The following is a 25,634-nucleotide window of genomic DNA, read 5'->3' as shown; positions in this document are numbered from 1 at the left end:
TTTGGTCTGTTCCGGTCCGATTTCGTCCGGTTACGGCCCGCGCATGATTCCGCGAACCACTATCGGCGCACCCCGGCCAGCATTTGTTCGATGCGGGCGCGCACCGATCGGCCCGCCGCGTGCAGCGGTTCCGTCGAACGCAGCGTGCGGCTCAGGACGAACGCCCCCTCGAGGCTGGTGAGAACGGCGAGGATGAGTTCGCGGGCGTCCGCGGCGGACAGGCCGCGGCGGACGAAATAGCCGGTGCCGTCGGCGATCCAGGAGGCGATGACTTCGGCGGCGACCTCGCGCAGCGCGGGTTCGCTGTCGGCGACCTCACCCGCGACGGTGCCGACCGGGCACATGTTGATCCAGTCGGTCTGCTCGATCTGCTCGGCGGCCGCGGCGAAGGCCGCCGGTATCGCTTCGCGCAGGTCGTCTTCGGCGTCGAGCAGCAGCGGGAGCAACTGGATGTACGCGGCTCCGGACGTGCGCAGCGCCGCGGCGGCGATCTGCGGTTTGCCCTCGGGAAAGTGGTGATAGAGCGATCCCATCGGGGCGCGAGCGGCGACGGTGAGCTGCTTGACGCTGGTGCCCGCGTAGCCCTGCGTCCGCATCAGCTCGGCCATCGCGGTGACGAGGCGTTCCCGGGTGCTGGTTGACATCTTCTCGGTCACCCTCCCAGACTAGAGCAAATACTCTAGAGCGATCGCTCGAACGGAGGCGGATATGCCCGAGATCGAACTGCCCGCGGGCCGGGTGCACTATGTCGAGCGCGGCGAGGGGCCCCCGGTCGTCCTGCTGCACGGCCTGCTGATGAACCACACGGTCTGGGACGAGGTGCTCGACGCGCTGCCCGGCGGATTCCGGTACGTGCTGCCGGACCTGCCGCTCGGCGCCCACCCCGTGCCACTGCGTCCCGGCGTCGACCTGAGTTTGCGCGGCCTGAATCATCTGGTCGCCGATTTCCTCGCCGCGCTGGACCTGCACGAGGTCACGCTCGTGCACAGCGATTGGGGCGGTGCGCTGTTCCTCACCGCCTACGGCTTGGACGAACGGGTCGGCAGGCTGATCGTGCTGCCCTGCGAGGCGTTCGACAACTTCCCGCCCGGCCTGCCGGGCAAGATGGCCACCGTCGCCACCTACCTGCCGGGCGGCATCTCACTGGCCCTGCGGCAGTTGCGCGTTCGGTGGCTGCGCCGATCGCCATTGCTCTTCGGCTGGATGGCGCGGCGACCGTTGCCCGACGCGCTGGTGCGCGGCTGGACCGAGCCGGGGCTGCGCGACGCCCGGATCCGGCGGGACCTGCTCGCCTACACCAAGTCCGGGTTCCCCCGAAAAGAATTGATCGCCAACACCGAAGCACTGCGGAACTTCCGGGGAGACGCGCTGATCCTGTGGTCATCGGCGGGCAAAGTGATGCCACGCGAGCACGGCCACCGGCTCGCGGAACTCGTTCCCGCGGCGCGGCTGGTCGAGATCGATGACGCGTACGTGCTGTCCATGCTCGACCGGCCCGCCGCGGTGGCCGCGGCCATGTCGGCGTTCCTGCTGGACAACACCGCACCCAGACGCGACAGGCACGCGCCGCGTTAGCGCGAACGGAAGCGGCTTGCCTTGACGTCGGCGAGAAGGTTTAGCGTGGCGGTAGCGGAGGCGAAGGAGGACGGATGCGCATCGGCGAACTCGCGCAGCGGGCCGGCACCAGCACGCGTGCCCTGCGTTATTACGAGGAGCACGGTTTGGTGCGGCCGCGCCGCGCCGCCAACGGGTACCGCTCCTACGACGACGGGGAGGTGCTGATCGTGGCGCAGATCCGCGAACTGCTCGGCGCGGGCTTCGATCTCGACGACATCCGCCCGTTCGTCGCCTGCCTGCGGGCGGGCAACGGCTCCGGAGACGTCTGCCCCGACTCGGTGTCCACGTTGCGGCGCAAGCTGGCCGAGGTCGATTCCTACCTCGCCCGGCTGGAGCACGTACGGACCCATCTGAGCGAGCGGCTCGCGGCGGCCTGCGAGTTCGACCGGATCGAGGAGCCGAGGTGAGGTTCGCGGTCAGCTACAGCACCCCGTTCTTCGGCGTCGACCCGGACCGGTTGATCGGCTACGCCCAGCATGCCGAGCGCTGCGGATTCGAAGCGATCTACCTGCCCGAGCACATCGCGTTGTATCCGGGGGCAACGGTCGGGCCGATGGAGATCACGCCGACGGTGCCGTTCGCCGACCCGCTCGACGCGCTCGGTTTCGTGGCCGCCGCCACCGAGCGGATCCTGCTCGGCACAGCGGTGCTCCTGCTGCCCTATCACCATCCGGTGGTGCTGGCTAAGCGCCTGGCGACGATCGACGTGCTGTCCAAGGGCCGGATGCGTCTGCTCACGGTCGGACTCGGCACCCTCCCCGGTGAGGCGCGAGCCGTCGGCGTCGATTTCGCTTCCCGTGGCCGTCGCGCCGACGAGGCCATCGACGTGCTGCGGCTGCTGTGGTCCGGTGACGCGGAGGGGGTGAGTTTCGACGGCGAGTTCTTCCGGTTCGACAACCTCTGCAGCTACCCGAAACCCGTGGGCGGCGAGCCGTTGCCGATCCATGTCGGTGGCTCGAGCCGCGCCGCGGCGCGCCGCGCCGGAGCCCGCGGCGACGGCTACTTCCCGGGTGGACTGCTCGGCCCGGCCGAACGCGCCGAGCAACTGGCGATCGCCCATGCGGCGGCCGATGCGGCGGGCCGCGATCCCGGCGCGTTCGAATACACGCGCTGGGGCTCGATCGACATGCCGGTCGAGCGCGTCCAAGGGCTGGCCGACCAAGGGGTCACGCGCATCGTGGTGAGCGCGAGCACGGGTGACCCGGAGCGCGCCCGCGACGAGTTGTCCGCCTTCGCCGAACGATTCGATCTTGCGAACGCACTCAAGTAGCGTTCGCGGCGAGGCGGCGCCCCTTGACCTACTCAGACGGTATGGCCCGCAACCAGATCCGCGACCGAGTGATAATGCAGTGTCTCCGCGGCGGGCCGCAGCACCGCGGCGTCCTCGGGTTCCAGCAGCATTCCGACGTGATCGCCCAGGTCGTACCGGTCGCGGATGCGAGCGACGAACCAGCTGGGCACCGTGCTGAGCACCGGGATGCCGCCGGGGCCGGGGCGCCAGTCGCAGTGCACGAACTTGTCGATGTCGTCGCCGGTCTCACCGCCGAAAAGCCGGGCGAGGGACAATTGTTCGCTGCCGAGCAAATGCACCGCGAGCCGATCGGCGTGCTGCGCGACCCGATAGGTGTAGTTCTTCTTGGACAGGCCGACCAGGAACCGGCGCGGCTCGATGCTGACCTGTGTGGCGAAGCCGACGAGACAACCGGCGCGCCGGCCGGCCGCCTGCACGGTGACCAGCAGCACGGGATAGTCCGCCGCCGCGACCACCGCGTCGAACACTGCGGTCCGGTCTTCGGTAGCCATCGGTCCTCCCAGCGTGATACGACGTCTTCCCCGGATGCCCGCGCGATCGTCGCGCAAACATGCCGGAACGAGCAGCGCTCACCCTACAGCCGCGGCGGCAAGTCGTCTGAGACGCTGACGCCGACCAGGATGGAGTGCCCGTGCGACGGCCGGTAGATCGGCTCTTTCCGATCTACATTGCCGTGGATGATAGTCCACCACAACAACTTCCGGGCCGACACTGAAAACGCATGGTGGCGGTCGCCACATTGCGAGCGCATCCGGTCTCGGTCGACCCGGCACGCTGATCCGTGCCTCCGGCCGCGACCGGAGGCACGGGTCGGCCGCTAGTCCGCCGCCACGTACACCGGCAGCCTGGCGTGCCCGTTGGAGATGAAACTGGACACGGTGCCGAGATCCGCGGGATCGGCCGCCAAGCGCAGCTTCGGGAAGCGCTGGAAGAGGGCGGGCAGCGCGACTTCGGCCTCCAGCCGGGCCAGTGGCGCGCCCAGGCAGTGATGCGCCCCGTAGCCGAAGGCCAGATGTTCCTTGCTCGCGCGCCGCACGTCGAACTCGCTCGCGGTGGGACCGTGCAGTTTCGGATCGCGGTTGGCCCCGGCGTAGGACGCGAGAATCGCTTCGCCCTTGGCGATGCGGAAGCCGTCGATCTCGATGTCGTCGGCGGCGAAGCGCAGCGGCAGGTGCGCCACCGGCGACTCGTACCGCAGCGCCTCTTCGATCAGATCGGTCCAGCCCGTCCGGCCCTCGGTCACCTCGGCACGCTGGTCCGGGTGGGTCAGCAGCGCGAAGACGGCCTGATCGATCAGGTTCACCGTGGTCTCGTGTCCGGCGCTGATGACGAGCAGCAGCGTGTCGATCAGTTCCTGCTCGGTCAGCTGCGAGCCGTCCTCCTCGTCCCGGTGCGAGATCAGCAGGCTGGTCATGTCGTCGCCGGGCGTCTCCCGCCGATACGCGACGAGCTCGCCCAGGATCCGGTACATCTCCATATAGTTCGCCTGGGACTCCTCGGGTCCCAGCGACGTGTCGAAGATGCCGTCGACGCACTTGCGCAGACCTGGGTTGAGGGCTTCCGGAACGCCCATCAACGCACTGATGACCTGGATCGGCAGCGGGTAGGCGAAACCTTCCCGCAAGTCGACCGCTTCGCCCGCCGGTGTCGCAGCGAGCGCGTCGAGCAGGTCCGCGGTGATCTGTTCGATCAACGGGCGCATCGCCTGGGTGCGGCGGTGCGTGAAGGCGGGCGCGACGAGCTTGCGCAACCTGCGGTGATCGGCGCCGTACGCGGTGAACATGTTGTTCACGGCGACCCACGGCAGCAGCGGCCAGTCCTGCGGTATCTCGCCGTTGATCAACGCGGGCCAGTGCTGCTTGGCGTCCTTCGACACCCTGGGATCGGCCAGCAACCGCTTGAGCACGTCGGCGTCGGTGACCGACCACGCACGCACGCCGCCGGGCAATTCGACGAGCGTCACCGGCCCGCGCGCACGAAGACGGGCGGACTCGCCCTGGATGTCGGCACCCGCCGGATCCAGGACCAGGGGTTGTGTGTCCATCGGAGACTCCTTAGAAGACGGTCAGCGGAGGAGATTTCGGGAAGACGACCGGCAGGGACACCAGCGCGCGGTGGAACGGCCCAGGCCGCCAGCTCAATTGATCGGGCTGCACGCCCAGCCGCATCTCGGGCAACGCGTCGAGAATCTGATCGATCGCGTCCTGCACCACCAGGTACGCGGCCGACCGGGCGGGGCAGGCGTGCGGGCCGACGCTCCACGCCAGATGGGCACGGCTGTCGGTGCGCTGCCCGACGCCGATCGCCGGGTCGTTGTTGCATCCGGCCATGCTGATCAGCACCGGCTGGTGCGCGGGTAGCCAGACGTCATCGATGAGGATCGGCTGGCGCGGAAAGCTCACGCAGTAGTTCGCCATCGGCGGGTCGTTGAACAGCACCTCGTCGAGGGCGTCGCGGGTGGAAAGGCTGCCGCCGAGGAAATCTCCCGCGAAACGTTCGTCGGTGAGCATCAGCAGCACCGTGTTCACGATCAGGTTCTGCATCGGTTCGATGCCCGCGCCGTAGAGGGTGATCAGCTGATGGATCATCTCGACGTCGTCCAGCCCCGCTTCGTGCCGCAGCAGCCTGGAGGTGATGTCGTCGCCGGCTTCCTTGCGCTTGAGCTGCACCAGTTCGAACAGCGCGTCGGTGAGCATCGCGTTGCCCTTGTCCGCGTTGACGCCTTCGAAGATGGCGGCCATACCGGTCGCGACCTGCTGGCCGATGTCGGCCGGGCAGCCGATCATGGAGTTGAGCACCGCGAAGCTGAGCGGGAACGCGTACTGGCTGATCAGGTCGGCCGACCCGTCCTCGCAGAATGCGTTGATCAGCGGGACGGCGATCTGCTCGACCGTCCCGTGCAGGGCGTGCAGGTCGACCGCGGCGATGCTGGCGACGTTCGCCTGCCGGTAGCGCAAATGCTCCAGGCCCGAGCTGCGCAGCGCGTTCTTCCGGTACTCCAGCATCGGCAGGACCGGGCACTCACCCGGGATGTCCTTCTGCCAGATCCGCGGATCGGCGGGGAAGTGATCGGGATCGTTCAGGATGCGCAGCGCGGTGTGGTAGCCGATCACCAAGGTGGCGGGCACGCCCGGCGACAGCTCGACCGGGACAAGCGACCCGTACCGGCGGCGCATCTCGCGGTATGCCTTGTGCGGATCCTCCGCGTATTCCTGCGAATACAACGGGTAACGAGGACCGCTGGTGTCGATCGGCGAGCCGTGCGCGACGGGGCACCCGTTCGCGGAAGTGGACGGCGGGAAGTGTGGCGTGGTCAAAAGACGAAACTCCAGAGGAACGAACAGGCGACGAACGCGATCGACCGGGCGCGGGCGCGCCGCGACGGCGTAGGCCGACGTGATGCGTGGGATCGGTAGCAGGCCGGCGCACACCCTCATCAGCTGTGTGCACGACGACCTCTGAGCGGCAACCTCCTTCCGGATCGGAACGCGGCGATATCGGCTTCGCCGCGGCGGAGCACGGCTACCTCGCCGCGCTGCCCTCCGGCTGCGGCACAGAGCCGGGCAGGGGCGGGGATGCCGGGAAGAGCACCGGCAGGGCGGTCAGCGACCGATGGAACGGACCGGGTCGCCAGCTCAGCTCCTCGGCGGGTACGGCCAGCCGCAGTTCGGGCAACGCGTCGAGCAGCTGATCGATGGCGTCCTGGGCGATCAGATAGGCCACCGACCGGGCCGGACAGGTGTGCGGCCCGACGCTCCAGGCCAGATGAGCACGGTTGTCGGTGTAGGCGCCCGTGTTGATGGCCGGATCGTTGTTGCATCCGGCCATGCTGATCACCACCGGCTGGTGCGCGGGCAGCCAGACGCCGTCGACGAGCATCGGCTGCCGCGGGAAGGTGACGCAGTAGTTCGACAGCGGCGGATCGGTGAACAGCACCTCGTCCAGCGCGTCCCGCGTCGACAGGCTGCCGCCGAGGATGCCGCCGGCGAACCGCTGGTCGGTGAGCATCAGCCGCAGCGTGTTGACGATCAGGTTCTGCTGCGGCTCGATGCCCGCGCCGTACAGCATCAGCACCTGCTGGACCATCTCCTCGTCGTCGAAATCCACGGGGTGCAGCAGGATCCTGGAGACGATGTCGTCGCCGGGATGGGCTCGCTTGAGCCGCACCAGATCCGACATCGCGTCGTTGAACATCGCGTTGCCCTGCTCGGCGTCCACGCCTTCGAACATCGCGGCCAGTCCCGCCGCCGCCCGCTGCCCGATGTCCGGCGGGCAGCCGAGCATCGCGTTGATCACCGCGAACGCCAGCGGGAACGCGTATTGCGCGATCAGGTCGGCCGAGCCGTCCTCGCAGAAGGAGTTGATCAATGGAACGGCGATCTGCTCCACCGTGTTGCGCAGGGCGAACTGGTCGATCTCCTCGATGCCCGCGACCGTGGCCTGCCGGTACCTGGCATGCTCGAGGCCGGAGTTGCGGATCGCGGCCGGACGCCACTCGAGCAGCGGCAGGACCGGGCAGTCACTGGGCACGGTCCGCTGCCAGGTCCGCGAATCGGCGGGGAAATGATCGGGATCGTTCAGGATGCGCAACGCGGTGTGATATCCGATCACCAGCGTCGCGGGCACGCCGGGCGACAGTTCGACCGGCACCAGCGAGCCGTACCGCGCGCGGGCTTCTCGATAGACATGGTGCGGGTCCGCCGCGAAATCGTCCGCGTACAACGCTATCCGCGGACCGTCGGAGCCCACCGGTGAACCGTGCGGGACCGGGCAGCCGCGGGGGTAGGACGATGTCGAGGACTGTGGGTGGGTCAAAACGTGACTCCAAAGTCGGAACGTTCGACGAGCAGGGTTGCCGGACGACACGCGCCGCGGGTCTCCGGAACCGAATCGTCGTGTGAGCGTGGCGAATTCCACCATTTGATCGAATTCGCCTGTGGCAGAGCATATCTCGTACTTCGCACCGGCGCGATGGGGGCGGGTTCCGCCTGCGCGCCCCTCGCGGTGGAAACACCTGTACCCGCGTATCCGCGAGGGATACGCGGGCGGCGCAGCCCGGCACGGCAGCGGCGAGTCGCGGCCTGCTAGTCCGCAGCCTCCAGGAAGACCGGCAGCTCGGAATGGCCGTTGGAGATGAAGCTGAGCACGGTACCCAGCTCCGACGGATCGACCGCGAGGCGCATGTCCGGGAAGCGCCGGAAGATGGCGGGCAGGGCGATCTCGGCCTCCAGCCGGGCCAGTGGCGCGCCCAGGCAGTGATGCGCCCCGTAACCGAACGCCAGGTGATCCTTGACCGGCCGGCGCGGATCGAACTCGTCGGCGTTCGGACCGTGCACCTTCGGATCGCGGTTGGCCGCCACATAGGAGGCCAGGATCGCTTCCCCCTTGGGGATGCGGACGTCGGCGATGTCGATGTCCTCCACCGCGTAACGCAGCGGCAGGTGCGCGACCGGCGCCTCGAAACGCAGCGATTCCTCCACCACGTCCGACCAGGGAATCCGTCCGGACACCACGTCGGCACGCTGGTCCTGGCGGGTGAGCAACGCGAAGATGGCCTGGTCCAGCAGGTTCACCGTCGTCTCGTGCCCGGCGTTGATGACCAGCATCAGGGTGTCGACGAGTTCCTTCTCGGTCAGCTGCGAACCGTCCTCCTCGTCGCGGCTGGCGATCAGCACGCTGGTGATGTCGTCGCCGGGGGTTTCCCGCCGGTACGCCACGAGTTCGCTGATGAGCCGGTACATCTCCAGGTAGTTGGCCTGGGCCTGCTCCGGCCCGAACGAGGTGTCGAAGAACCCGTCGACACATTTCCGCACGCCGGGACCGAGGTGCTCGGGCACACCCATCAACTCGGTGATGACCTGGATCGGCACCGGATAGGCGTAGCCCTCGCGCAGATCCACGGCGGTTCCGCGCGGGGTCGCGGCGAGCCGGTCGAGCAGCTCGGCGGTGATCGCTTCGATGCGCGGTCGAAGCGCCACCGTGCGACGGTGCGTGAACGCGGGGGCGACCAGCTTGCGCAGCCGCCGATGCTCGGGGCCGTAGGCGGTGAACATGTTGTCGACCGCCACCCACGGAAGCAGCGGCCATTCCTCGGTGACCTCGCCGTTCATGAACGCGGCCCAGTGCTGCCTGGGATCCTTCGACACGCGCGGGTCGGCCAGAAGGCTCTTGAGCACGACGGCATCGGTGATCGACCACGCCGGCACCCCGCCGGGCAGTTCCACCAGGGCCACCGGCCCACGCTCGCGCAGCCGCGCCGCTTCGCCTTGGATATCGGAACCGGTCAGATCCAAGACTATCGGCTCTTGCGACATCGGACGCTTCTCCTTACACCATGTTCAACGGAGGGGACTTGGGGAAAACGACCGGCAGGGCCGCCAACGCCCGGTGGAATGGGCCTGGCCGCCAGACCACTTCGTCCGCGGGCACGGCCAGCTGCATTTCCGGTAGCGCATCGAGGAGTTGGTCGATGGCTTCTTGGACGACCACGGACGCGACGGACTTCGCGGGGCAGGCGTGCGGTCCGACCGCCCACGCCAGATGCGAGCGGTTGCCGGTGCGGTCACCGCCGCGGATCGCCGGGTCGTTGTTGCACGCGGCCAGGCTGACCAGCACCGGCTGGTGCGCGGGCAGCCAGACGTTGTCGATCAGGATGGGCTGGCGCGGGTAGGTGATGCAGAAGTTCGCCATCGGGGGGTCGTTGAACAACACCTCGTCCAGCGCGTCCCGCGTCGACAGGGCGCCACCGAGCATGTCGCCGCCGAAGCGGTCGTCGGTGAGCATCAGCAGCAGGGTGTTGGTGATCAGGTTCTGCTGCGGTTCGATGCCGGCGCCGTAGAGGCTGATCAGGTTGTACAGCAACTCTTCGTCGTTGAGACCGGACGAGTGATGGACCAACCGCGAGGTCACATCGTCGCCCGGCTCCGCGCGGCGCTGCTGGATCAGCTCCATCAACGCCTCGGAGAGCATCTGCATGCCCTTGGCCGCCTCGACGGTGTCGAACAGCATCGCCATGCCGGTGGCGACGCGCTGCCCCAGTTCCGCTGAACAGCCGACGATCCGGTTGAGCACCTCGAACACGAGCGGGAACGCGTATTGGGTGACCAGATCAGCGGACCCGGTCGTGCAGAAGCTGTTGATCAGCGGGATGGCGATCCGCTCGACCATCGAGTGCACCTCGTGCAGGTCGATGGCGTCGATGCTCGCGACGTACGCGCTGCGGTAGCGGGCGTGCGCGGCGCCGCTGTTGCGCAACGCGTTCGGGTACCACTCCATCATGGGGCGGATGGGCGAGTCCTCGGGGATGTTCTTCTGCCAGATGCGCGGATCGGCGGGGAAGTGCTCGGGATCGTTGAGGATCCGCACGGCTTCCTGATAGCCGATCACCAGGGTGGCGGGCACCCCCGGCGACAGTTCGATCGGGACCAGCGAACCGTGGCGTCTGCGCATTTCCCGGTAGATCCCGTGGGGGTCGGCCGCGAATCCGTCGGTGTAGAGCGGGATTCTGGGACCGTCGGTATCGATCGGCGATCCGTGTGCGACCGGGCAGACGCCGCTGGATAGGTGCGCGGGGCTGGTCGAGGACTGTGGCGTGGTCAAATGCGCGACTCCAAACGGTGGAACAAGAATTCGACGAGCGTGATCAGCGAACGCAGGCAGGTGCCGCGGTCCCTGGCATCCAGCGAGGTCAGCGGGGTGCCGGGTTCCAGGTCGAGGGCATCACGCACCTCCTCGAGTGGATAGGGCCTCGCGCCTTCGAACTGGTTGACGGCCACCGAATACGGCACGCCGCGTTCCTCCAGCACCGAGAGCACCTCGTCGGACTTCTCGATGCGGCGGGTGTCCACCAGCACCAGCGCGCCGAGCGCACCGCGGGCCAGCTCCTCCCACAGGGGGACGAAACGCTGCTGGCCCGGAGTGCCGAACAGGTAGAGCGCCAGTTTGGGACTGAGGGTGATGCGGCCGAAGTCCATCGCGACCGTGGTCTGCGATTTGCCCGGCAGCCCCGCCATGTCGTCGACGCCGACGCTGGCTTCGGTGATGGTCTCCTCGGTGCGCAGCGGTTTGATCTCCGAGACGCTGCTCACGAACGTGGTCTTTCCGACACCGAAGTTGCCGGCCACCAGCAGTTTCACCGAGCGGGTCACGGTCTCCGGCACGTAATCGACGGTGCGATCAGACGGCGAGAGCACGGAGCCCATTGAGTACCTCCTCCAGCAGAGCGATCTCCGGCAGGGACTCGGCCGGGGTGGGGGTGACCAGGTGCCCGCCGTCCATGAGATCGGACGCGACGATCTTCACGACGGACGGCGGAAGGTCGAGGTACGCCGCGATCTCCGCGATCGACAGCGCACCCCGACGGCTGCACAGGGCCATGACCCGGCGCGCATCGGGCGACGCGCCGGGGAGTGGATCTTTGGCGGTCAGGACCAAAGTAACCAGGTCCAGCTCGCGAGTGGGGCGCGTACGCCCTCCGGTGCGCACGTAAGCCCGGACCAGGTCCGGATCGCGCCGCGGCTTGCTCATGACGGCACCTCGCTCTCGCTCGGCTCCGTGCTGCCCAGCGGCGCAGTACCTCTGACTCGCTCGCTGCGCTCGATCATGGCATTTCGCTGCCGTCTACGCGCCTGCGCGGCTGACTGCCGAGCTCGCGTCCGACCCGGCCTGCCAGCTCGTTCATCCGGTGGGCGACGAGGCCCACATCGATGTCGTTGGTGGTGGCGACGCCGAGCAGCGCGCCTTCGCCCGCCGCGGTGATGAGGATCATCCCCTGGTCGTACTCGGTCATGTTCTGCCGCACGCCGTTCGTGGCGTCGCCGCAGAACTCGCCGAGCGCCTTGCCGAGCGAACGCAGGCCGGAGGCCGCGGCGGCGAAGCGTTCCGCCTCGTCGCGGGCGATCCCCGTGGAGTGCGCGATCCGCAGGCCGTCGTCGGACAGCAACACCGAGAACCGCACGCCCGTGATGCTGAGATCTTCGAGTAGCCAGCCCAGTTTGTTGCTGCTGTCGGTCACGGGTGTGGCCATCAGGATGTCATCCCTTCCGTGTCATCAGATGCGGCGGCACGGCCGCTCTTGGAGCCGGTATGCCAAGCTGCGGCGACCTCGGGGCGCGCGAGGCCGGGTTCGGTGCGCGGCCCGACCGGGGCGAGCGCGACCGTTCTGCGTCGCCGCTTGGGTAGCCCGCCGCTGGTGATCTCGCTGACCGACAGCGACGGCTCGTTCTCGCCGGGCAGTTCGCTCGGCGCGTCCTGCGCTGGAACCGTGACCGGCTCCGGTTTTGCCTCGGTCACGGGCGCGACCTCCTGGACGTTCTGCGGGGTGACCAGCAGCGACTCCGGGATGTAGACCATCGCGCGCATGCCGCCGTAGACGTTCGGGCCGTCGATGTAGACGGTGAAACCGTAGCGGCGGGCCAGCGCGGCGATGCCCGGGAAGCCGACCTTCGGCGACGGGCCGAGCTGGTGGATGTCGACGGGCCGCTCGTGCGCGAGCACCTGGCGGGCCTCCTCCATCTGCTCGGCGTTCATCCGCACGCCGGCGTCATCGATGATGACGGTGACGCCGTGGTGGCCCTCCTGGAAGTTGACGTCCACATAGGAAGTCGGCGGCGAATACCGCAACGCGTTGTCCAGCAAGGTCGCCAGCGTGTGCACGAGCGGCTCCACCGCACGGCTGATCACGACGCGGTCGAGCTGGTTGGGCCGCACCCGCAGGTATTCCCTGACCCGGCCGATGGCGCCGCCGACCACGTCGGTCAGCGTCTGCGCGGGCCAGCGGCGGCCGGGCAGACCACCGCAGACGATCACGTAGGACTGCGCCTGACGGATCATCTGCTGCACGGTGTGGTCGATGCGGGTGAGGGTTTCGTACACCGCGTCGTCGCGGTGCTCGCGCAGCGCGGCGCTCACCACCTGGCTGACGTCGGCGCCGAGACTGACCACGGAGGTGCCGAAGGAGCGGACCGCGGCGCTGGTCGCCTGGCGCGACGCGGCGGCGACCTCGTTGCGCGCCGCCTCCTCGGCCGCCTTGATCGCCTGCTGCGCTTCGTTGTTGGTCAGGTCCCTGGTCTCCGAGCGCATCAGGCTCAGGTCGTCGGCGTACCGCTCGGAGATCCACCGCAGGATCTGCGCGAGCCGCGAATTCTCCATGCCCGCCTGGACTTCGACCGGAGGCACCTGCGACTCGAACCGGCGGATCGCGTCGGCCACCGCGGGTAACGTGGTGGCGGCGAACCGCTCGAGCGTGTCCTCGGTCGCGCGCTGTTCCCTGGCCAGAGCCTCGACCTTGGCCCGCTGAGCCCTGGCATACTGCACTGCGTACAACGCCCCCGCTACGGCGATCACCAAAGCGGCGGCGAGGATCCATGAAAGCACCACGGCGATATCTTGATTCATCAGTTCTTTCGTCGTTGACTGGTCTCGAGGAATCGGCCCACTGCCATCCTGCTTCGCTCGCCTTCCCTCGCCTGCCGACCATGAACGGACCGGTCGGTGGAGTCCGCGTCGGAGTACCGGAACCCGCGACGGCACCGGCGCTCACCGAGAGCGCCTACCGCACAGTGCCCGCAGGACAGGCGATTACACGTCAATCGCCGACCGCCCGGATCGTATCCGAACGGTAACCAGAACCCGACCATTCGCACATTAGCAGCATTCCAACGAAGTCTCTGCCGATCCCATCGACACATTCCGGATTCCCGGAACTGGGACGATTGGTGCCGCGGATCGCGACATAGCCGCGCAATAATGTTGGGCTGTCGCGCGACCCGTGCGCCATTCGTCCTGGGTACGGGCCCGCGCGCCGGAAGCGGCCGTGGCGGCGTGCCCTCCGGTGACGTCGGCGGCCGGGCCGAACCGGAGGAAGACGCATTCACTGACGCGTCAACAAATGTATTGGCGGGTGTCCGAATTCGAGGTCGCGAAGTCCCGCTCCCGGAGACCGCCGGGCTCGGCCGCCCTCACGACGGGTCCGGCCGCCGGGGCCGGATACCATGCGCCCATGGCAAAGCTGAAGGTCTCGGTCGACGTTCCGATCTCGCCGGAGGAGGCCTGGACGCACACCTCCAACCTGGCCGAACTCGACAAGTGGCTGACCATGCACGAAGCCTGGCGCGGCGAGGTTCCCGCCGAACTGACCGTCGGCACGCAACTGGTCGGCATCGCCTCGGTGAAGGGCCTGCGCAACCGGGTCACCTGGACCGTGCGCGCCGCCGAGCCGCCGCGCCGCCTGCAACTGACCGGCGCGGGCAAAGGCGGGACCAAGCTGGGATTGCAGCTGCTCGTCGCCCCGAAGGGCTCCGGTTCGGAGGTCACCGTCGACATCGAACTCGGCGGCGCACCGCTGTTCGGTCCGATCGGATCCGGTGTGGCCCGTGCCGTCAAGGGCGATATCGAACGCTCCCTGGACCGCTTCATCGCCCTGTACGGCTGAACTCGTCACCCACCGAAGACGTCGAAGATCGCTTCGGCACGGTCGCGGGCGCGGTACATGCCCCACGCGGTCTCGGCCAACTCGTCCGGATCGAGAGTGTGGCCTTCCGTGCCGCCGAAGCGCGCCGGGTCGGCGGAGACCATCGCGTGGATGTCCCCCCGCTCGACCAGACCGCCGATGGTGAGCGTGCCCGCGTAGAGCCCGCGTTCGGCCAGCGCCGCGTTGAGAGTGAGCGCGTAGTTCCGCAGCGCGGCGGCCGCGAGGGCGAGGTGGCCGAGCATGGGCAAGCGCGCGGCGGCCGAGGTGTTCACCGAGCAGGGCCTCGACGGCTCGCTGGAGGAGATCGCGCGGCGTGCAGGCGTCAGCATCGGGACGCTGTACAACCACTTCCCCACCCGCGACACCCTGATCGATGCCCTCCTGCCGCCCCGGCTGGCGGCGGTGGACGAGATCGCCTCCCGCGCGGCGGCCGAACCGGACGCGTGGACGGCGTTCACCGGATTCGTGGCAGATCTGCTCGGCAGGCTCACCGCCGATCGCGGATTGCTCGAGGCGTTCACCGGGGATCATCCGGCGGCAGTCCAACTGGCGGAGGCCTGCCATCGCGGGATGTCGCAGCTGTCGGCGGTGCTGGCGCGCGTCCGGGACGCGGGCGCGCTACGCGCCGACGCGACTGACGAGGATGTCGTCAACTTGGTCTGGGCGCTGTCGTTGCTCGGCGAGACCACCGGGTCGCCGTCGTGGCGGCGCGGACTGGAGATCGTCTTCGACGGGCTTCGCAGCGATCGCTGAACGAAAGGATCACGCACAGGTGCCCTACGCGACCGCGGCCGACGGGGTTCGCCTCGCCTATCAAGTGGCGGGCGTGGGCAGCCCGCTGGTTCTGCTCGCCGGTCAGGCCAACACCCACCACTGGTGGGACGGTATCCGCGCGGACTTCGAGACCGGGCACCGCACCATCACGCTCGACTGGCGCGGCACCGGCTACAGCGACAAACCCGACGAGGTCTACAGCACCGAGGGATTCGCCGACGACGTGGTCGCCGTCCTCGACGACTTGGGCGTACAGCAGGCCGCTGTCTACGGCACATCCATGGGCGGGCGGGTGGCCCAGTGGCTGGCCGTCCGCCATCCGGGTCGAGTCCACACCCTCGTGCTCGGCTGCACCTCCCCGGGCGGGAAGCATGCTTTCGAACGCGGTCCGGAAGTCAGGAGGGCGCTCGCGCAGCGCGACCCGGCGGCCGCACGAGGGGCCCTGCTGGAATTGATGTACACCCCGGCCTGGCTGGCGAGCACGTCCGGCCCCTACAACACCCTCGGTGACCCGGGGATGCCCGCCTATGCGAAGCGCAGACACCTCTACGCGAGCAACAAGCACGACGCGTGGGATGCGCTGCCGGACATCCGCGTTCCGACTCTGGTGATGCACGGCACCGAGGACCGCTTCAATCCCGCCGCGAACGCTCCGCTGCTGGTCGAACGCATCCCCGGCGCGCGACTGCAGCTGATCGATGGCGCGCGGCACGCGTACTTCGACGAGTTCCGCTCGGTGGCGAGCCCGGCCGTGCTGGCGTTCCTCGACGGGGCGCGGCCTCGGCCCGCCGCAGGTTCTGCCCACGGCGAGCAATAGGGGCCGCGGCGGCATCCGCCCGGCCCCTACGGCGGTGAGGTCCCGGGACCGGTAGGCGATCCCGGGACGAGTACCGCTAGGCGTGCACCACCGTCGCCGCGTCGGTCGCCTGCGGGTCCTTCGGCTTCGTGCGCGGCAGGAACGACGCCGGGATCAAGGTGAGCACGATCAGCACCAGCGCCACCACGTAGGTGTGGCTGAACGCTTCGGCGGCCTGCTGCAAACCGGTTTCGACGGCTCCCGGCGGAAGCTGGGCCGCCAGACTCGGATCGAAGTTCGCCGCGATCGCGGGGCGGGCCAGCGGCTGGTTGTTCAGCAGGTTGGTCAGCACCACCGACATCGTCGCCGTGCCGATGGAGCCCGCGGTCTGGTTGACGATGTTCATCAGCGTCGACCCGCGCGCCACCTGCTGGTGGGTCAGGGTCTGGATCGCCGCGGTCATGATCGGCATCATGGTGCAGCCCATGCCGAGGCCCATCACGAACAGGGCGCCGATCATGGGGAGATACGAGCTGTCCGCGTCGAGCTGGACGAAGTAGGCCGTCCCGATCGAGATCAGCGTGATACCGACCATCACGATCTTGCCAGGGCCGATCTTGTCCACCAAGCGGCCCGCGATCGGCATGCTCAGCATCGCGCCGATGCCCTGCGGAGCGATCAGCAGGCCGGCGTGCAGCGCCGACTCACCGCGCACCTGTTGCAGGTAGGTCGGCAGCAGCAGGCCCGCTCCGAAGAACGCCACGGCGAACAGCACCATCGTGAGCACCGCGAAGGTGAGCGCGCGGTTGCGGAACAGGTGCAGATCGATCAGCGGGTGCTCGGTGCGCAGCGCGTGGAACACGAACGCGCCCATCAGCAGCGCGCCGATCGCGGCCGGGATCAGTACCCGCGCCGCGAGCACGGTGCCCTGCTCGGGGATGGAGGAGACGCCGAACAGGAACAGCGCCAAGCCTGGTGAGGCCAGCAGCATGCCGATGAAGTCGAACGACTCCGACGGCTCCGGCTTGTCGCCGGGCAGCACGATGAACGCCAGCGTCAGGGCGATCACGCCGATCGGCAGGTTGATCAGGAAGATCCAGTGCCAGCTGAAGTTCTCGATCAGCCAGCCGCCCAGGATGGGGCCGCCGATCGGGCCGAGCAGCATCGGCACGCCGAGCACCGCCATCACCCGCCCGACCCGCTGCGGACCGGCCGCGTGGGTCATGATCGTCATGCCCAGCGGCATCAGCATGCCGCCGCCGAGGCCCTGGATCACGCGGAAGGCGATCAGCGACTCGATGTTCCACGCCGTGCTGCACAGCAGGGAGCCGAGTACGAAGAAGGTCAGCGCCATGATGTACAGCCGCTTGGTGCCGAAGCGGTCGGCCGCCCATCCGGTCAGCGGGATCACGGTGGCCAGCGCCAGCGTGTACCCGGTCATCGTCCACGCCGCGATGGCGTAGCTCGTGTCGAACTCGCGCTGGAAGGTGGGGATCGCGACGCTGACGACGGTGATGTCGAGAATCGACATGATCGCGCCGAGCACCACGACGCTCGCGACCTTGAAGACGGCCGCGTCGAGTTTGTCGGTCGCCGGGTCGGGCCCAGCCGCCTGGGTATCCGGAGGTTGTGTCACCGCTTAAGCGTGGCACCTTCGCGGCCGCAATACCAGTGATTACGGGTTCCCGATGCCGGAAATTCCGCCAGCGCGGACAACGCGTCCCGCGTCGCGGCGGCGCTCGCGGGCAGCAACGGCAACCGTACCGCAGGACTCGGAATGCGCCCCTGCGCCGCGAGCACCGCTTTGATCACCGCCGGATTGGGTTCGGCGAACAGCGCGGCCGACAATACCGCCAGCCGGTGACCGAGCGACCGCGCCACGCCGACCGGTCCGGAGCGCCACGCCTCGACCATCGCCGCGAACGACGAGGTGCGCACCGCGGCCGAAGCGGCGATCGCCCCGGACGCGCCGAGGGCCAGCAACGGCGCGGCGAACAGGTCGTCACCGGCCAGCACGGCGAAGTCGTCCGGCCGGGCGGCCATCAGCGCGACCGTGGCGTCGTCGACGGCGCCGACAGCATGCTTCAGGCCGATGACGCCGGGCAGATCGGCCAGCGCCAGAAGGGTATCGACGCTCAGGGCGAGTCCGGTCCGGTAGGGGATGTGGTAGACGATCAGCGGCACCGGAGAGGCGGCCGCGAGTGCGCGGAAATGCGCGAGCACGCCCGCCTCGGAAGGCCGCGTGTAGTACGGGACCACCGTCAGCGCCGCGGTGCTGCCCGGATCGAGACCGGCCATGGCCTCGACGGAAGCGGCCGTCGCGTTCGATCCGGCGCCGACGATCAGCGGCGCGTCGCGTTCGCGGCACACACGCGCGCAGACGGCGATCACCTCCGCCCGCTCGGCGGCGGTCAGGGTGGCCGGTTCCCCGGTGGTGCCGAGCGCGACGAGGCCGGTCGCGCCGTCGTCGAGCACCTCGTGCGCGAGCCGCTCGAGCGCGTCGGCGGCGAGCGCGCCGTCGGCGGTGAACGGGCTGACCAAGGGAACGAAGAGACCTGCGAGCGTCATGACGATCAGCCTGGCCGCTCGAATCCATCAGATCCAGTTCACGTTTCTGACGCAGACCATAAGGTCAACTTATGCTCGACGTCCGGAAGCTACGCCTGCTGCGGGAACTGTCGCACCGCGAAACCATCGCCGCGGTCGCCGAGGCCCTCGCCTACACCCCCTCGGCGGTCTCCCAGCAACTCGCCGCGCTGGAGCGGGAAGCGGGCGTGCCCCTGTTGACGCGAACCGGCAGGCGGGTCACGCTGACGCCGGCGGCCGTCGCCCTCGTCGAGCACACCGAACGGATACTCGCGGAGCTCGAGCAGGCCACCGCCGAACTCGCCGCGATCCGCTGCGAACTCACCGGAATCCTGCGCATCGGCGCGTTTCCCACCGCGGTGCGGACCATCCTCTCCCCCGCGCTCGTCGCGCTGAGCAGTGCGCATCCCCGGCTGGAATTGCGGGTGACGGAGCTGGATCCGGCGCTGGCGCCCGACGCGCTGCGCGCCGAGACCCTGGACGTCGCGCTGATCCAGGAATACGACTACGCGCCGGTCCCCGCCGATCCCGCCTTGGACAGCGAGCCGCTGTTCGAGGAGATCGTCCATCTCGCCGCGCGCACGCCGCGACCGCTCGCCGAACACCGCGAAAGCCCTTGGATCGCAAGCACTCCCGGCACGCTGTGCCACACGATGACCGTGCGCGCCTGCGAGGCGGCGGGCTTCACGCCCAGGATCCGGCATCACGCCGACGACTTCGGCACGGTCCTGGCGCTGGTGGCCGCGGGTCAGGGCGTCGCGCTGGTCCCGGAATTCGGAACGCGGGACTGCCCGCCGGGCGTCACGCTCGGTGCGCTGCCGATGCGACGGCGCACCCACCTCGCCTACCGGCGCGGCGCCGGCGAGCATCCCGCGGTGCGCGCCGCACGCCGCGCGCTGCGCGAATCGGCGGGACGCCGCGGCCGCTGAACCGCTCAGCGCAACCGATACCGGCTGGTGGGCACGACGTCCAGGTTCCGGTCGCCGCCGAAGGTCGCGACGCTGCTCATCAGCCGCTCGATGCGGCGGGCCAGTTCCGCCCCGTCACCGCCGCTGCCGTAGAACGCGTGCGGATCGGTGAGCGCCTCGAGGGGAAACAACTCCTCCACGATGCCGACGATGTCGGGCGCACCGGCCGTCGCGGGCCCGGTCACGACGTTCTGTACATAGCCGAAGGTCGCCTGGGTCTCGATGGCGACGGCGGTGTGGTGGGTGCGCCAGCGATCCAGCCACTCGGCGTGCGACAGGTCGTCCGGCTTGCGCAGGAAGGCGATGTTCGACAGGCCGGGAGCACGCTCGAGCGCGGCGGTGACCGGCGGCGGAATCGGCGTCGCCTCCTCGACGTGCCAGCCTTCCACCTTCTCGGCCACGGCGCCGAGCACCCGCGTGGCGACCTCCGCCCGCGGCGCATCCGCCCACCACACGCTGACGACCGCCTGCACGGGCGCGTCGAACGTGGTGATGCGCAGCATCGCGGTCTGGACCGCCGCGTCGGAGATGTTCGCCTGCACCGCGGCGGCCACGGCCGCCAGCGGCGCGAAGTCCGCCGCGAGCAGGTCGCCAACGCCCCACAGCGCGAAAACGCTTTTCATCGGCAGGTCACTTTCTAGAACACGTTTCACTCGAGGTCCGAGCCTAACCCACCGGCACGGTTGGCCGCCGGGGCTCGGGGTATCCGACCGTCAGACTCGGCGAAGGTGGGTGATCCGTGCGGACCATATCGACCGACATCCCGGCCAGGCTGGATCGGCTGCCCTGGTCGCGGTGGCATTGGATGATCGTGATCGGACTGGGGTCCGTCTGGATTCTCGACGGGCTCGAAGTGACCGTCGTCGGCAGCGTGGCCGCCCGGCTGTCGGAACCGGACAGCGGCCTGACCATCACCGCCGCACAGGTTTCCGGTCTCGCGGCGGCGATGTACGTGGCGGGCGCGGGCTCGGGCGCCCTGTTCTTCGGTTGGCTGACCGACAGATTCGGCCGCAAGAAACTCTTCTTGATCACGCTCGCGGTCTACCTCTTCGCGACCGCCATGACGGCGCTGTCGTTCTCGATGTGGTGGTTCGTCCTGTTCCGCTTCCTCACCGGCTTCGGCATCGGCGGCGAATACGCGGCGATCAACTCCGCGATCGACGAGCTGATCCCCAAGCAGTACCGCGGACGCATCGACATCGTCATCAACGGCACCTATTGGCTCGGAGCGGTCGGCGGCGCGCTGCTGTCCATCGTCGCGCTGAACACGGCGCTGTTCCCGCCGAATGTGGGCTGGCGCTTGACCTTCGCGCTCGGCGCCGTGTTCGGCCTGATCATCCTGCTGGTGCGCAGGCACGTGCCGGAGAGCCCGCGATGGCAGTTCATCCACGGTCACGAGGACGACGCCGAACACACGGTCACCGCCATCGAAGCGCGCGTCCGGGACGACACGGGCGCACGGCTCGCCGACGTCTCCGATCAGCGAATCCGGATCCGGCAGCGGCGGACCATCTCGTTCCGGGAGATCGCGGCGGTGCTGGTGCGACGCTATCCGCAGCGCGCCGTGCTCGGGTTGTCGCTGTTCATCGGTCAGGCGTTCCTCTACAACGCCATCACCTTCAACTACGCGCTCATCCTGTCCAGATCGTTCGGCATTCCGGACGACCGGGTCGGCTACTACTTCGCGGTCCTGTGTTTCGGCAACTTCCTCGGACCGCTCCTGCTGGGCAAGCTGTTCGACACGATCGGGCGCAAGCCGATGATCGCGGGCAGCTATCTCGGTTCGGCCGTGCTCCTGCTCGGCACCGCATGGCTTTTCGCTGCGGGCCACCTGACCGCGACCACGCTCACCGCGTGCTGGACCGCGGTGCTGTTCGTGGCGTCGTGCGGCGCCAGCGCGGCGTACCTGACCGTCAGCGAGATCTTCCCGATGGAGACGCGCGCCATGGCCATCGCGTTCTTCTACGCGATCGGGACCGTCGCGGGCGGCGTCGCGGGACCGTTGGTGTTCGCCGGGCTGACCGCGGACGGGGAGCCGGGAAAGACGGCCCTGGCGTTCACCATCGGCGCGCTCGCCATGTTCGCGGCCGGTCTGGTGGAACTGGCCTACGGGGTGCGCGCCGAAGGGCGGTCGCTGGAGGAACTGGCCGAGCCACTGAGCGCGACGCCGGAGCGGGCGCAGGCCGAAGCCGCTCAGCCGCCGCCGAGCGGATAGGGACGGCACCGCGGATCGTCATTGGCGGTGGCCCGGCCGCAGCCGTAGATCATCACGGGCTCGGTGTCGGCCGACGGGTCCCAGATCTGCTCCACACTCAGCAGGCCGACCCACTTCTCGTGCGCCACCCGGCCCACGTGGGCGCCCTCGCTGACCGAGAAGTCCAGCACGCCACTGCTGGATTCGATCACCGGCTGCCTGGGCAGATCGCGCAGTGCCGCCCACACCGCCGCCGCGCTGACCGGGATCGGCTCGGTCCACGCGCCGGAGGCGGCCGGGGCCAGCGTTTGCACGGCGCGCACGAACAATCCGACGGCGTCGTAGGTCAGCGCGACCCGCTCCCCCAGCGGATGCAACTGCACGCGCTCGCCGAGCGGTTTGTCCGTCTCGGCACAGGCATTCCAGCTCGGGATGTCCGGGTCGACGGTCGTGGCGAGGTGGTAGAACTCGACGCGGCTACGCAATCCCTGCCCCTTGTTGCGGCAGGTCACCAGGCTCGCTTTGGCCACGTAGACCAGCGGACGGGCACTGTTGGCCGCCCTGCGCCGATCCACGCTGGCCATGAACCGGTTGACCGAATCGTCGGCGATCAACAGCACCCGCTTGTCGCCGCACGCCTTGTTCAAGCTCTGCAGGAAGTCGGGGAACTCCGAATCGCGTCCGGCGAAGAACAGCACCTCGTCGCACGCGTCGCCGTGGCCCTGCCCGGTGAAGGCCTCGCGCTGATCCCAGGAACCCTCCCAGATCTTCCTCCCGCTCCTGCCCAGGATGCGCAGGTCCTCGGCCATGTTCGTGGTGTAGAGGTCGGTCGGGTCGGGGCGGTGGTAGATCCGCACGCCGCGCCCGGTCAACCCGGGCACGGAGTCCAGGTACTGCTCGATCATGTCGGCGATCGCGTGGTTCGGCGGGGCGATCTGGAAGTACAGCGGCGATGAGCGCACCATCTCGTCGCCCGACAGGCTCGGCGCCACCATCGGAAGGCCGAGGCCGGTCAGCGAGTTGATCATGCTCAGCGTCGCGGTGCGGCTCTGATCGAGGCCGATCGCCCCGACGATGCCGGGTTCGGCGCGGATCAGCGGCGTCAGCAGGTCGACGACCTGCGGCCCGTGCAGGTTGGCCGGACCGGTGTTCGCGAGCAGCAGCCGGATCAGCGGGACCGTGTCGGGCGTGACGGCGTCGCCCGGGGCGACCGATTCGAGCGCGCTGTACTGCGCCAGCGCCAGGCCCTCGATGTCCTCGCTCTGCGCCGGGTAGTCGCCGGGAACGCCGGTGAGCTGACCGAAATAGACCAGCGTGAACAGCGGGCGGGTCGGCTGCCGCGCGGCCAGCTGTTCGGCGAGCAGATTCTGCTTGTACACCCGCCGCTGGACTTCCACCAGGCGACGGCTGCCCGGTTCGTCGCTCGCGAACAGGAACCCACGGCCCCCGGCAGCGGGGTCGTCCGGGTCGTAGGCGCTGAATCCGACGCAATTGCCGTCCACGGCTCGGACCACGCGCACCCAGTGGTCCGCCACGCTCGCGCCGCATGCGGGTGTGCCGGGCCGCCACGGTCGCCAGGTCGCGAATCCGGCGGCCGCGACGGCAAGCACGACCACCAGGCACACCACGGTCGCCGACAACGCCCGTCGCGCCCACCACGGCGGGGCGGGCGGCCGGATACGGCGGAACGGGTCGGGCTCGTCGTCGTTCGAGCCGGTCGCGGGCACCTCGAACCACAGCTGCCAAGCACGCGGCCGTTGCCGCTGCCGCGCCACGGGAAGCTCGTCCACCCAGATTTCGTACGACCGCCGCCCCCGGGAGGCCGGTCGCGCGGTGACGCCGGTCGGGGGCCTCCGCGTGCCCGCCACCACCAGCAGCGGATCGTCCTTGCCGGTTTCGTTGCGGACGTCGTTGATCAGATCCAGCAGCCGCAGGCCGGCCTCGCCGTCGAGCGCGCGCAGGATCACGACCGGGTAGGTGGTGCGCCGTGCCGCGCCGATGCCCCACCAGCGCCGCTGGTAGGCCACCCGCAGGTCTTCGAGGAAAGCGTGCACCAGCAGCTTGGCCAGATGCTCGGCGTGCTCGTGACGGCGGGCGCCCTCGGTGAGGCGGTGGGCGAATCCGACGAACTGACTGGACTGTTCCGGCGCCAGATACTGCTGGCGCATGAACCAGCGGAACTCCCGTCCGACGCCTGGAATGCGGCCGCCGGTGCGCGCCCGGAACACCGCCGTTGGCAGCACGATGCGCAGCAGTCCCAGCACCACGCGCTGCACCACGCCCACCGTGGCCTCGGCTTCGCCGAGCAACTCCTCGCCCCATCGGCCGAAATCCCTGCGCAGCAGCGACGCCAGCTCGTCGAGTTCGTTGTCGGAGTTGAGCTTGCGTGCCATCAACCATTCGGCCAACCGGTAGCGCCGGAACGGCAACGGGCGCAATCGCCCGAAGCGGTCGGCCGACAGACCCTTGCAGAGGTTGTAGAGCAGCCTGCGCAACGCGGTCAGTCCCGCAGTGGTGTCCTCGACCAGGGAACTGCCTTCGGGCAACGGGTCGAGGGCATCGACGTCGACGGCCACGTGCACCGCGCCCGCGAGTGCCGCGCCGAACATGTCCAGGCATGCCTCGACGTTGGTGACATCGCCGCACAGACCCACCATCGGCAGCATCCGCTCGCCGCGCGGCGGCCGTCGCACCAACCAGCGAAGCAGATCTTCGAGTACATCGACTCCCCGAAAGGAGACAGCTCTGGTGCCGGACATGACGCCCCCGTGTCCTCCGCGAATGTGAACACCCATTGAAGCAGACACCAAAAGGCTTGCCCCTCACGGCTCTTGGCCGAGAACGACAACCGGCGCCGCGGCGCGAACGGCACGTCGGTCATGCGAGCGAGCCGGGCCGGCCCCGGAATTAGTGCGGTTCGTGGATAGGGCGAGTCGTCACCCTCCGGGAACTCGGAGCGAGTGTTCGATTGCGCGCACCGCGAAATGCGAATGCCGCGTGCACACACCATTCGGCGAACCCGCTCACCGCGTGTTCACGCCATGGAAGACATTTGTCGTCACCGCGTCCGCGCGGCGTGTTCCAACCGGTAGCGGAAAACGCTTACCGAAGCGGTATTCCGGGCGCGAGTCGTAGCGCAGCTCACCGCCCGCTATTGCGGTGCAGGTGTCAGGACGCCGGCGGCCGGACCGATGGCACGCCTCCACACGTGGCGGCGGATCCGGCGAACCTGTGGCTGGTCAGTTGTGCCGCGGGTCGGCGGCCGAGGCGTGCGGCCGGGTGATCCGGCGATGCGCCATGACTTCGGCCCACCAGCCGCTCAGCGGGCTCGGGTCGGGCCATACGATCCGATCTCGTTCTTCGTCGTCCGCGACGGGCGCTTCGGGTTTCTCGCTCACGATGACGTTCCTCTGCGCTGGTGCACGTTGCCGTACACATGCTTGCGGAGAGCCCTCGTGTTCGTGCGCGCCGGTGGTTTCGCGCAGAGCGCGTCGAATCGGCTGAACATCGAGCAGCGCGGGTTCCTCGCCCCTTTTGTCGGCCGACCGCGCTGTCGGTCCGACTCATCCAACACTTACCACAGCTCAGGTGTAACAAACCGCTCTTTTCGGTTTACGATCCGGACACCAAGCGGTCGCTTGTTTACATTTTTCCGCGTTGAACAGTGGAAATGGCGGGTTCGACCGGGTTTCTTACACGAAACCGAAAAAGCGCCGGGTGGTGAAACACACCTGCCCTACTCGTCGCCGTCCGCGCGGCTGCGGATGCGCTCGCCGTGCCGGCCTGCGCCGCCCGCGCGAGGCGACGCGCAGCGGTTCTGGTCGCTCCGGCCGGAGCCGCGAATGTGCCCCACACCTGCCATGCGGAGGCTTCGTAAATCCTTCGCAACCGGTCCCGGTGACCCAGCGCCGGAGTCG

General features: G+C 68.8%; 25 protein-coding genes. 8 read left to right on the top strand and 17 right to left on the bottom strand.

Annotation, left to right across the window (positions count from 1 at the left end; genetic code table 11):
* Positions 1-59 precede the first annotated feature (59 nt).
* Positions 60-644 carry a TetR/AcrR family transcriptional regulator gene (locus NB3_RS28990; RefSeq protein ID WP_067809687.1) on the bottom strand — a complete coding sequence of 195 codons (585 nt, stop codon included), beginning with the start codon at positions 642-644 and terminating at the stop codon, positions 60-62.
* A gap of 64 nt (positions 645-708) precedes the next feature.
* Between NB3_RS28990 and NB3_RS28985 the strand changes: the two genes are divergently transcribed.
* The 3 genes from NB3_RS28985 to NB3_RS28975 all read left to right on the top strand — a co-directional run bounded on the left by NB3_RS28985 (position 709) and on the right by NB3_RS28975 (position 2,887).
* Positions 709-1,575: an alpha/beta fold hydrolase gene (locus tag NB3_RS28985; RefSeq protein WP_067809653.1), complete on the top strand. Its 867-nt coding sequence runs from the start codon at positions 709-711 to the stop codon at positions 1,573-1,575.
* A gap of 74 nt (positions 1,576-1,649) precedes the next feature.
* Positions 1,650-2,024 carry a MerR family transcriptional regulator gene (locus NB3_RS28980; RefSeq protein WP_067809651.1) on the top strand — a complete coding sequence of 125 codons (375 nt, stop codon included), beginning with the start codon at positions 1,650-1,652 and terminating at the stop codon, positions 2,022-2,024.
* The gene (locus NB3_RS28975) at positions 2,021-2,887 is read left to right on the top strand and encodes a TIGR03619 family F420-dependent LLM class oxidoreductase (protein WP_067809649.1); all 867 of its coding nucleotides are present in this window, start codon (positions 2,021-2,023) and stop codon (positions 2,885-2,887) included. The genes NB3_RS28980 and NB3_RS28975 overlap by 4 nt, the downstream gene beginning before the upstream one ends.
* A 32-nt stretch (positions 2,888-2,919) precedes the next feature.
* On the opposite strand, the gene NB3_RS28970 is transcribed toward NB3_RS28975, so the two are convergent.
* From NB3_RS28970 to NB3_RS28925, 10 genes are all read right to left on the bottom strand, one after another.
* Complete coding sequence (locus NB3_RS28970) at positions 2,920-3,420, bottom strand: flavin reductase family protein (RefSeq protein WP_067809647.1); 501 nt, start codon at positions 3,418-3,420, stop codon at positions 2,920-2,922.
* A gap of 326 nt (positions 3,421-3,746) precedes the next feature.
* A complete protein-coding gene (locus tag NB3_RS28965; RefSeq protein ID WP_067809646.1) occupies positions 3,747-4,973 on the bottom strand; it encodes a cytochrome P450 family protein in 1,227 nt (408 codons plus the stop codon).
* Positions 4,974-4,983: 10 nt separating this feature from the next.
* Positions 4,984-6,246: a cytochrome P450 gene (locus tag NB3_RS28960; protein ID WP_067809685.1), complete on the bottom strand. Its 1,263-nt coding sequence runs from the start codon at positions 6,244-6,246 to the stop codon at positions 4,984-4,986.
* Positions 6,247-6,451: 205 nt separating this feature from the next.
* Positions 6,452-7,744 (bottom strand): cytochrome P450, encoded by a 1,293-nt coding sequence (locus NB3_RS28955; protein ID WP_067809644.1) that lies wholly within the window; start codon positions 7,742-7,744, stop codon positions 6,452-6,454.
* A gap of 269 nt (positions 7,745-8,013) precedes the next feature.
* The gene (locus NB3_RS28950; RefSeq protein WP_067809642.1) at positions 8,014-9,243 is read right to left on the bottom strand and encodes a cytochrome P450 family protein; all 1,230 of its coding nucleotides are present in this window, start codon (positions 9,241-9,243) and stop codon (positions 8,014-8,016) included.
* A gap of 13 nt (positions 9,244-9,256) precedes the next feature.
* On the bottom strand, positions 9,257-10,528 hold the full coding sequence (locus NB3_RS28945; RefSeq protein ID WP_067809640.1) for a cytochrome P450: 1,272 nt from the start codon (positions 10,526-10,528) through the stop codon (positions 9,257-9,259).
* The gene (locus NB3_RS28940) at positions 10,525-11,130 is read right to left on the bottom strand and encodes a GTP-binding protein (RefSeq protein ID WP_067809639.1); all 606 of its coding nucleotides are present in this window, start codon (positions 11,128-11,130) and stop codon (positions 10,525-10,527) included. The genes NB3_RS28945 and NB3_RS28940 overlap by 4 nt, the downstream gene beginning before the upstream one ends.
* On the bottom strand, positions 11,105-11,455 hold the full coding sequence (locus NB3_RS28935) for a DUF742 domain-containing protein (RefSeq protein ID WP_039805398.1): 351 nt from the start codon (positions 11,453-11,455) through the stop codon (positions 11,105-11,107). Before NB3_RS28935 ends, NB3_RS28940 begins: the two co-directional genes overlap by 26 nt.
* A gap of 73 nt (positions 11,456-11,528) precedes the next feature.
* Complete coding sequence (locus NB3_RS28930; RefSeq protein WP_039805396.1) at positions 11,529-11,954, bottom strand: roadblock/LC7 domain-containing protein; 426 nt, start codon at positions 11,952-11,954, stop codon at positions 11,529-11,531.
* Entirely contained in the window at positions 11,954-13,306 is a 1,353-nt protein-coding gene (locus tag NB3_RS28925; protein WP_244892130.1) for an ATP-binding protein, read from the bottom strand. Before NB3_RS28925 ends, NB3_RS28930 begins: the two co-directional genes overlap by 1 nt.
* Positions 13,307-13,928: 622 nt before the next feature.
* Between NB3_RS28925 and NB3_RS28920 the strand changes: the two genes are divergently transcribed.
* Positions 13,929-14,360 (top strand): type II toxin-antitoxin system Rv0910 family toxin, encoded by a 432-nt coding sequence (locus NB3_RS28920; protein WP_067809684.1) that lies wholly within the window; start codon positions 13,929-13,931, stop codon positions 14,358-14,360.
* A 5-nt stretch (positions 14,361-14,365) separates the two neighbouring features.
* Here the strand turns inward: NB3_RS28920 and NB3_RS28915 are convergent, their stop codons facing one another.
* On the bottom strand, positions 14,366-14,671 hold the full coding sequence (locus NB3_RS28915; RefSeq protein ID WP_174553257.1) for a hypothetical protein: 306 nt from the start codon (positions 14,669-14,671) through the stop codon (positions 14,366-14,368).
* Between NB3_RS28915 and NB3_RS28910 the strand changes: the two genes are divergently transcribed.
* On the top strand, positions 14,640-15,152 hold the full coding sequence (locus NB3_RS28910; protein ID WP_067809636.1) for a TetR/AcrR family transcriptional regulator: 513 nt from the start codon (positions 14,640-14,642) through the stop codon (positions 15,150-15,152). The genes NB3_RS28915 and NB3_RS28910 overlap by 32 nt on opposite strands.
* Before the next feature lie 19 nt (positions 15,153-15,171).
* Entirely contained in the window at positions 15,172-15,990 is an 819-nt protein-coding gene (locus NB3_RS28905; protein ID WP_067809635.1) for an alpha/beta fold hydrolase, read from the top strand.
* A gap of 76 nt (positions 15,991-16,066) precedes the next feature.
* On the opposite strand, the gene NB3_RS28900 is transcribed toward NB3_RS28905, so the two are convergent.
* A complete protein-coding gene (locus NB3_RS28900; RefSeq protein ID WP_067809632.1) occupies positions 16,067-17,605 on the bottom strand; it encodes a DHA2 family efflux MFS transporter permease subunit in 1,539 nt (512 codons plus the stop codon).
* Positions 17,602-18,537, bottom strand: coding sequence for a 4-hydroxy-tetrahydrodipicolinate synthase (gene dapA, locus NB3_RS28895; protein ID WP_067809630.1), 936 nt, complete (start codon positions 18,535-18,537; stop codon positions 17,602-17,604). Before dapA ends, NB3_RS28900 begins: the two co-directional genes overlap by 4 nt.
* Positions 18,538-18,608: 71 nt before the next feature.
* Between dapA and NB3_RS28890 the strand changes: the two genes are divergently transcribed.
* Positions 18,609-19,484 carry a LysR family transcriptional regulator gene (locus tag NB3_RS28890; protein ID WP_067809629.1) on the top strand — a complete coding sequence of 292 codons (876 nt, stop codon included), beginning with the start codon at positions 18,609-18,611 and terminating at the stop codon, positions 19,482-19,484.
* A 5-nt stretch (positions 19,485-19,489) separates the two neighbouring features.
* Here the strand turns inward: NB3_RS28890 and NB3_RS28885 are convergent, their stop codons facing one another.
* Positions 19,490-20,146, bottom strand: coding sequence for an EthD domain-containing protein (locus tag NB3_RS28885; protein ID WP_067809627.1), 657 nt, complete (start codon positions 20,144-20,146; stop codon positions 19,490-19,492).
* A gap of 116 nt (positions 20,147-20,262) precedes the next feature.
* Between NB3_RS28885 and NB3_RS28880 the strand changes: the two genes are divergently transcribed.
* A complete protein-coding gene (locus tag NB3_RS28880) occupies positions 20,263-21,738 on the top strand; it encodes an MFS transporter (protein ID WP_067809626.1) in 1,476 nt (491 codons plus the stop codon).
* On the opposite strand, the gene NB3_RS28875 is transcribed toward NB3_RS28880, so the two are convergent.
* Both NB3_RS28875 and NB3_RS35350 read right to left on the bottom strand, forming a co-directional pair.
* Positions 21,717-24,476 carry a type 1 periplasmic-binding domain-containing protein gene (locus tag NB3_RS28875; protein WP_157112069.1) on the bottom strand — a complete coding sequence of 920 codons (2,760 nt, stop codon included), beginning with the start codon at positions 24,474-24,476 and terminating at the stop codon, positions 21,717-21,719. The genes NB3_RS28880 and NB3_RS28875 overlap by 22 nt on opposite strands.
* A gap of 480 nt (positions 24,477-24,956) precedes the next feature.
* Positions 24,957-25,115, bottom strand: coding sequence for a hypothetical protein (locus NB3_RS35350; RefSeq protein WP_157112068.1), 159 nt, complete (start codon positions 25,113-25,115; stop codon positions 24,957-24,959).
* Positions 25,116-25,634: the final 519 nt, after the last annotated feature.

The organism is Nocardia beijingensis NBRC 16342, assembly GCF_001612785.1.
Taxonomy (GTDB): Bacteria; Actinomycetota; Actinomycetes; order Mycobacteriales; family Mycobacteriaceae; genus Nocardia; species Nocardia beijingensis.
This window is presented reverse-complemented; position numbering and strand designations above follow the sequence as displayed.

What these genes read in the sequence shown, in the direction of transcription:
- dapA (WP_067809630.1), bottom strand. Translation starts at nt 18,537, where the DNA reads ATGACGCTCGCAGGTCTCTTCGTTCCCTTGGTCAGCCCGTTCACCGCC.
- NB3_RS28940 (WP_067809639.1), bottom strand. Translation starts at nt 11,130, where the DNA reads ATGGGCTCCGTGCTCTCGCCGTCTGATCGCACCGTCGATTACGTGCCG.
- NB3_RS28920 (WP_067809684.1), top strand. Translation starts at nt 13,929, where the DNA reads ATGGCAAAGCTGAAGGTCTCGGTCGACGTTCCGATCTCGCCGGAGGAG.
- NB3_RS28890 (WP_067809629.1), top strand. Translation starts at nt 18,609, where the DNA reads ATGCTCGACGTCCGGAAGCTACGCCTGCTGCGGGAACTGTCGCACCGC.
- NB3_RS28930 (WP_039805396.1), bottom strand. Translation starts at nt 11,954, where the DNA reads ATGGCCACACCCGTGACCGACAGCAGCAACAAACTGGGCTGGCTACTC.
- NB3_RS28910 (WP_067809636.1), top strand. Translation starts at nt 14,640, where the DNA reads ATGGGCAAGCGCGCGGCGGCCGAGGTGTTCACCGAGCAGGGCCTCGAC.
- NB3_RS28970 (WP_067809647.1), bottom strand. Translation starts at nt 3,420, where the DNA reads ATGGCTACCGAAGACCGGACCGCAGTGTTCGACGCGGTGGTCGCGGCG.
- NB3_RS28885 (WP_067809627.1), bottom strand. Translation starts at nt 20,146, where the DNA reads ATGAAAAGCGTTTTCGCGCTGTGGGGCGTTGGCGACCTGCTCGCGGCG.
- NB3_RS28965 (WP_067809646.1), bottom strand. Translation starts at nt 4,973, where the DNA reads ATGGACACACAACCCCTGGTCCTGGATCCGGCGGGTGCCGACATCCAG.
- NB3_RS28980 (WP_067809651.1), top strand. Translation starts at nt 1,650, where the DNA reads ATGCGCATCGGCGAACTCGCGCAGCGGGCCGGCACCAGCACGCGTGCC.
- NB3_RS28985 (WP_067809653.1), top strand. Translation starts at nt 709, where the DNA reads ATGCCCGAGATCGAACTGCCCGCGGGCCGGGTGCACTATGTCGAGCGC.
- NB3_RS28875 (WP_157112069.1), bottom strand. Translation starts at nt 24,476, where the DNA reads ATGTCCGGCACCAGAGCTGTCTCCTTTCGGGGAGTCGATGTACTCGAA.
- NB3_RS28950 (WP_067809642.1), bottom strand. Translation starts at nt 9,243, where the DNA reads ATGTCGCAAGAGCCGATAGTCTTGGATCTGACCGGTTCCGATATCCAA.
- NB3_RS28935 (WP_039805398.1), bottom strand. Translation starts at nt 11,455, where the DNA reads ATGAGCAAGCCGCGGCGCGATCCGGACCTGGTCCGGGCTTACGTGCGC.
- NB3_RS28990 (WP_067809687.1), bottom strand. Translation starts at nt 644, where the DNA reads ATGTCAACCAGCACCCGGGAACGCCTCGTCACCGCGATGGCCGAGCTG.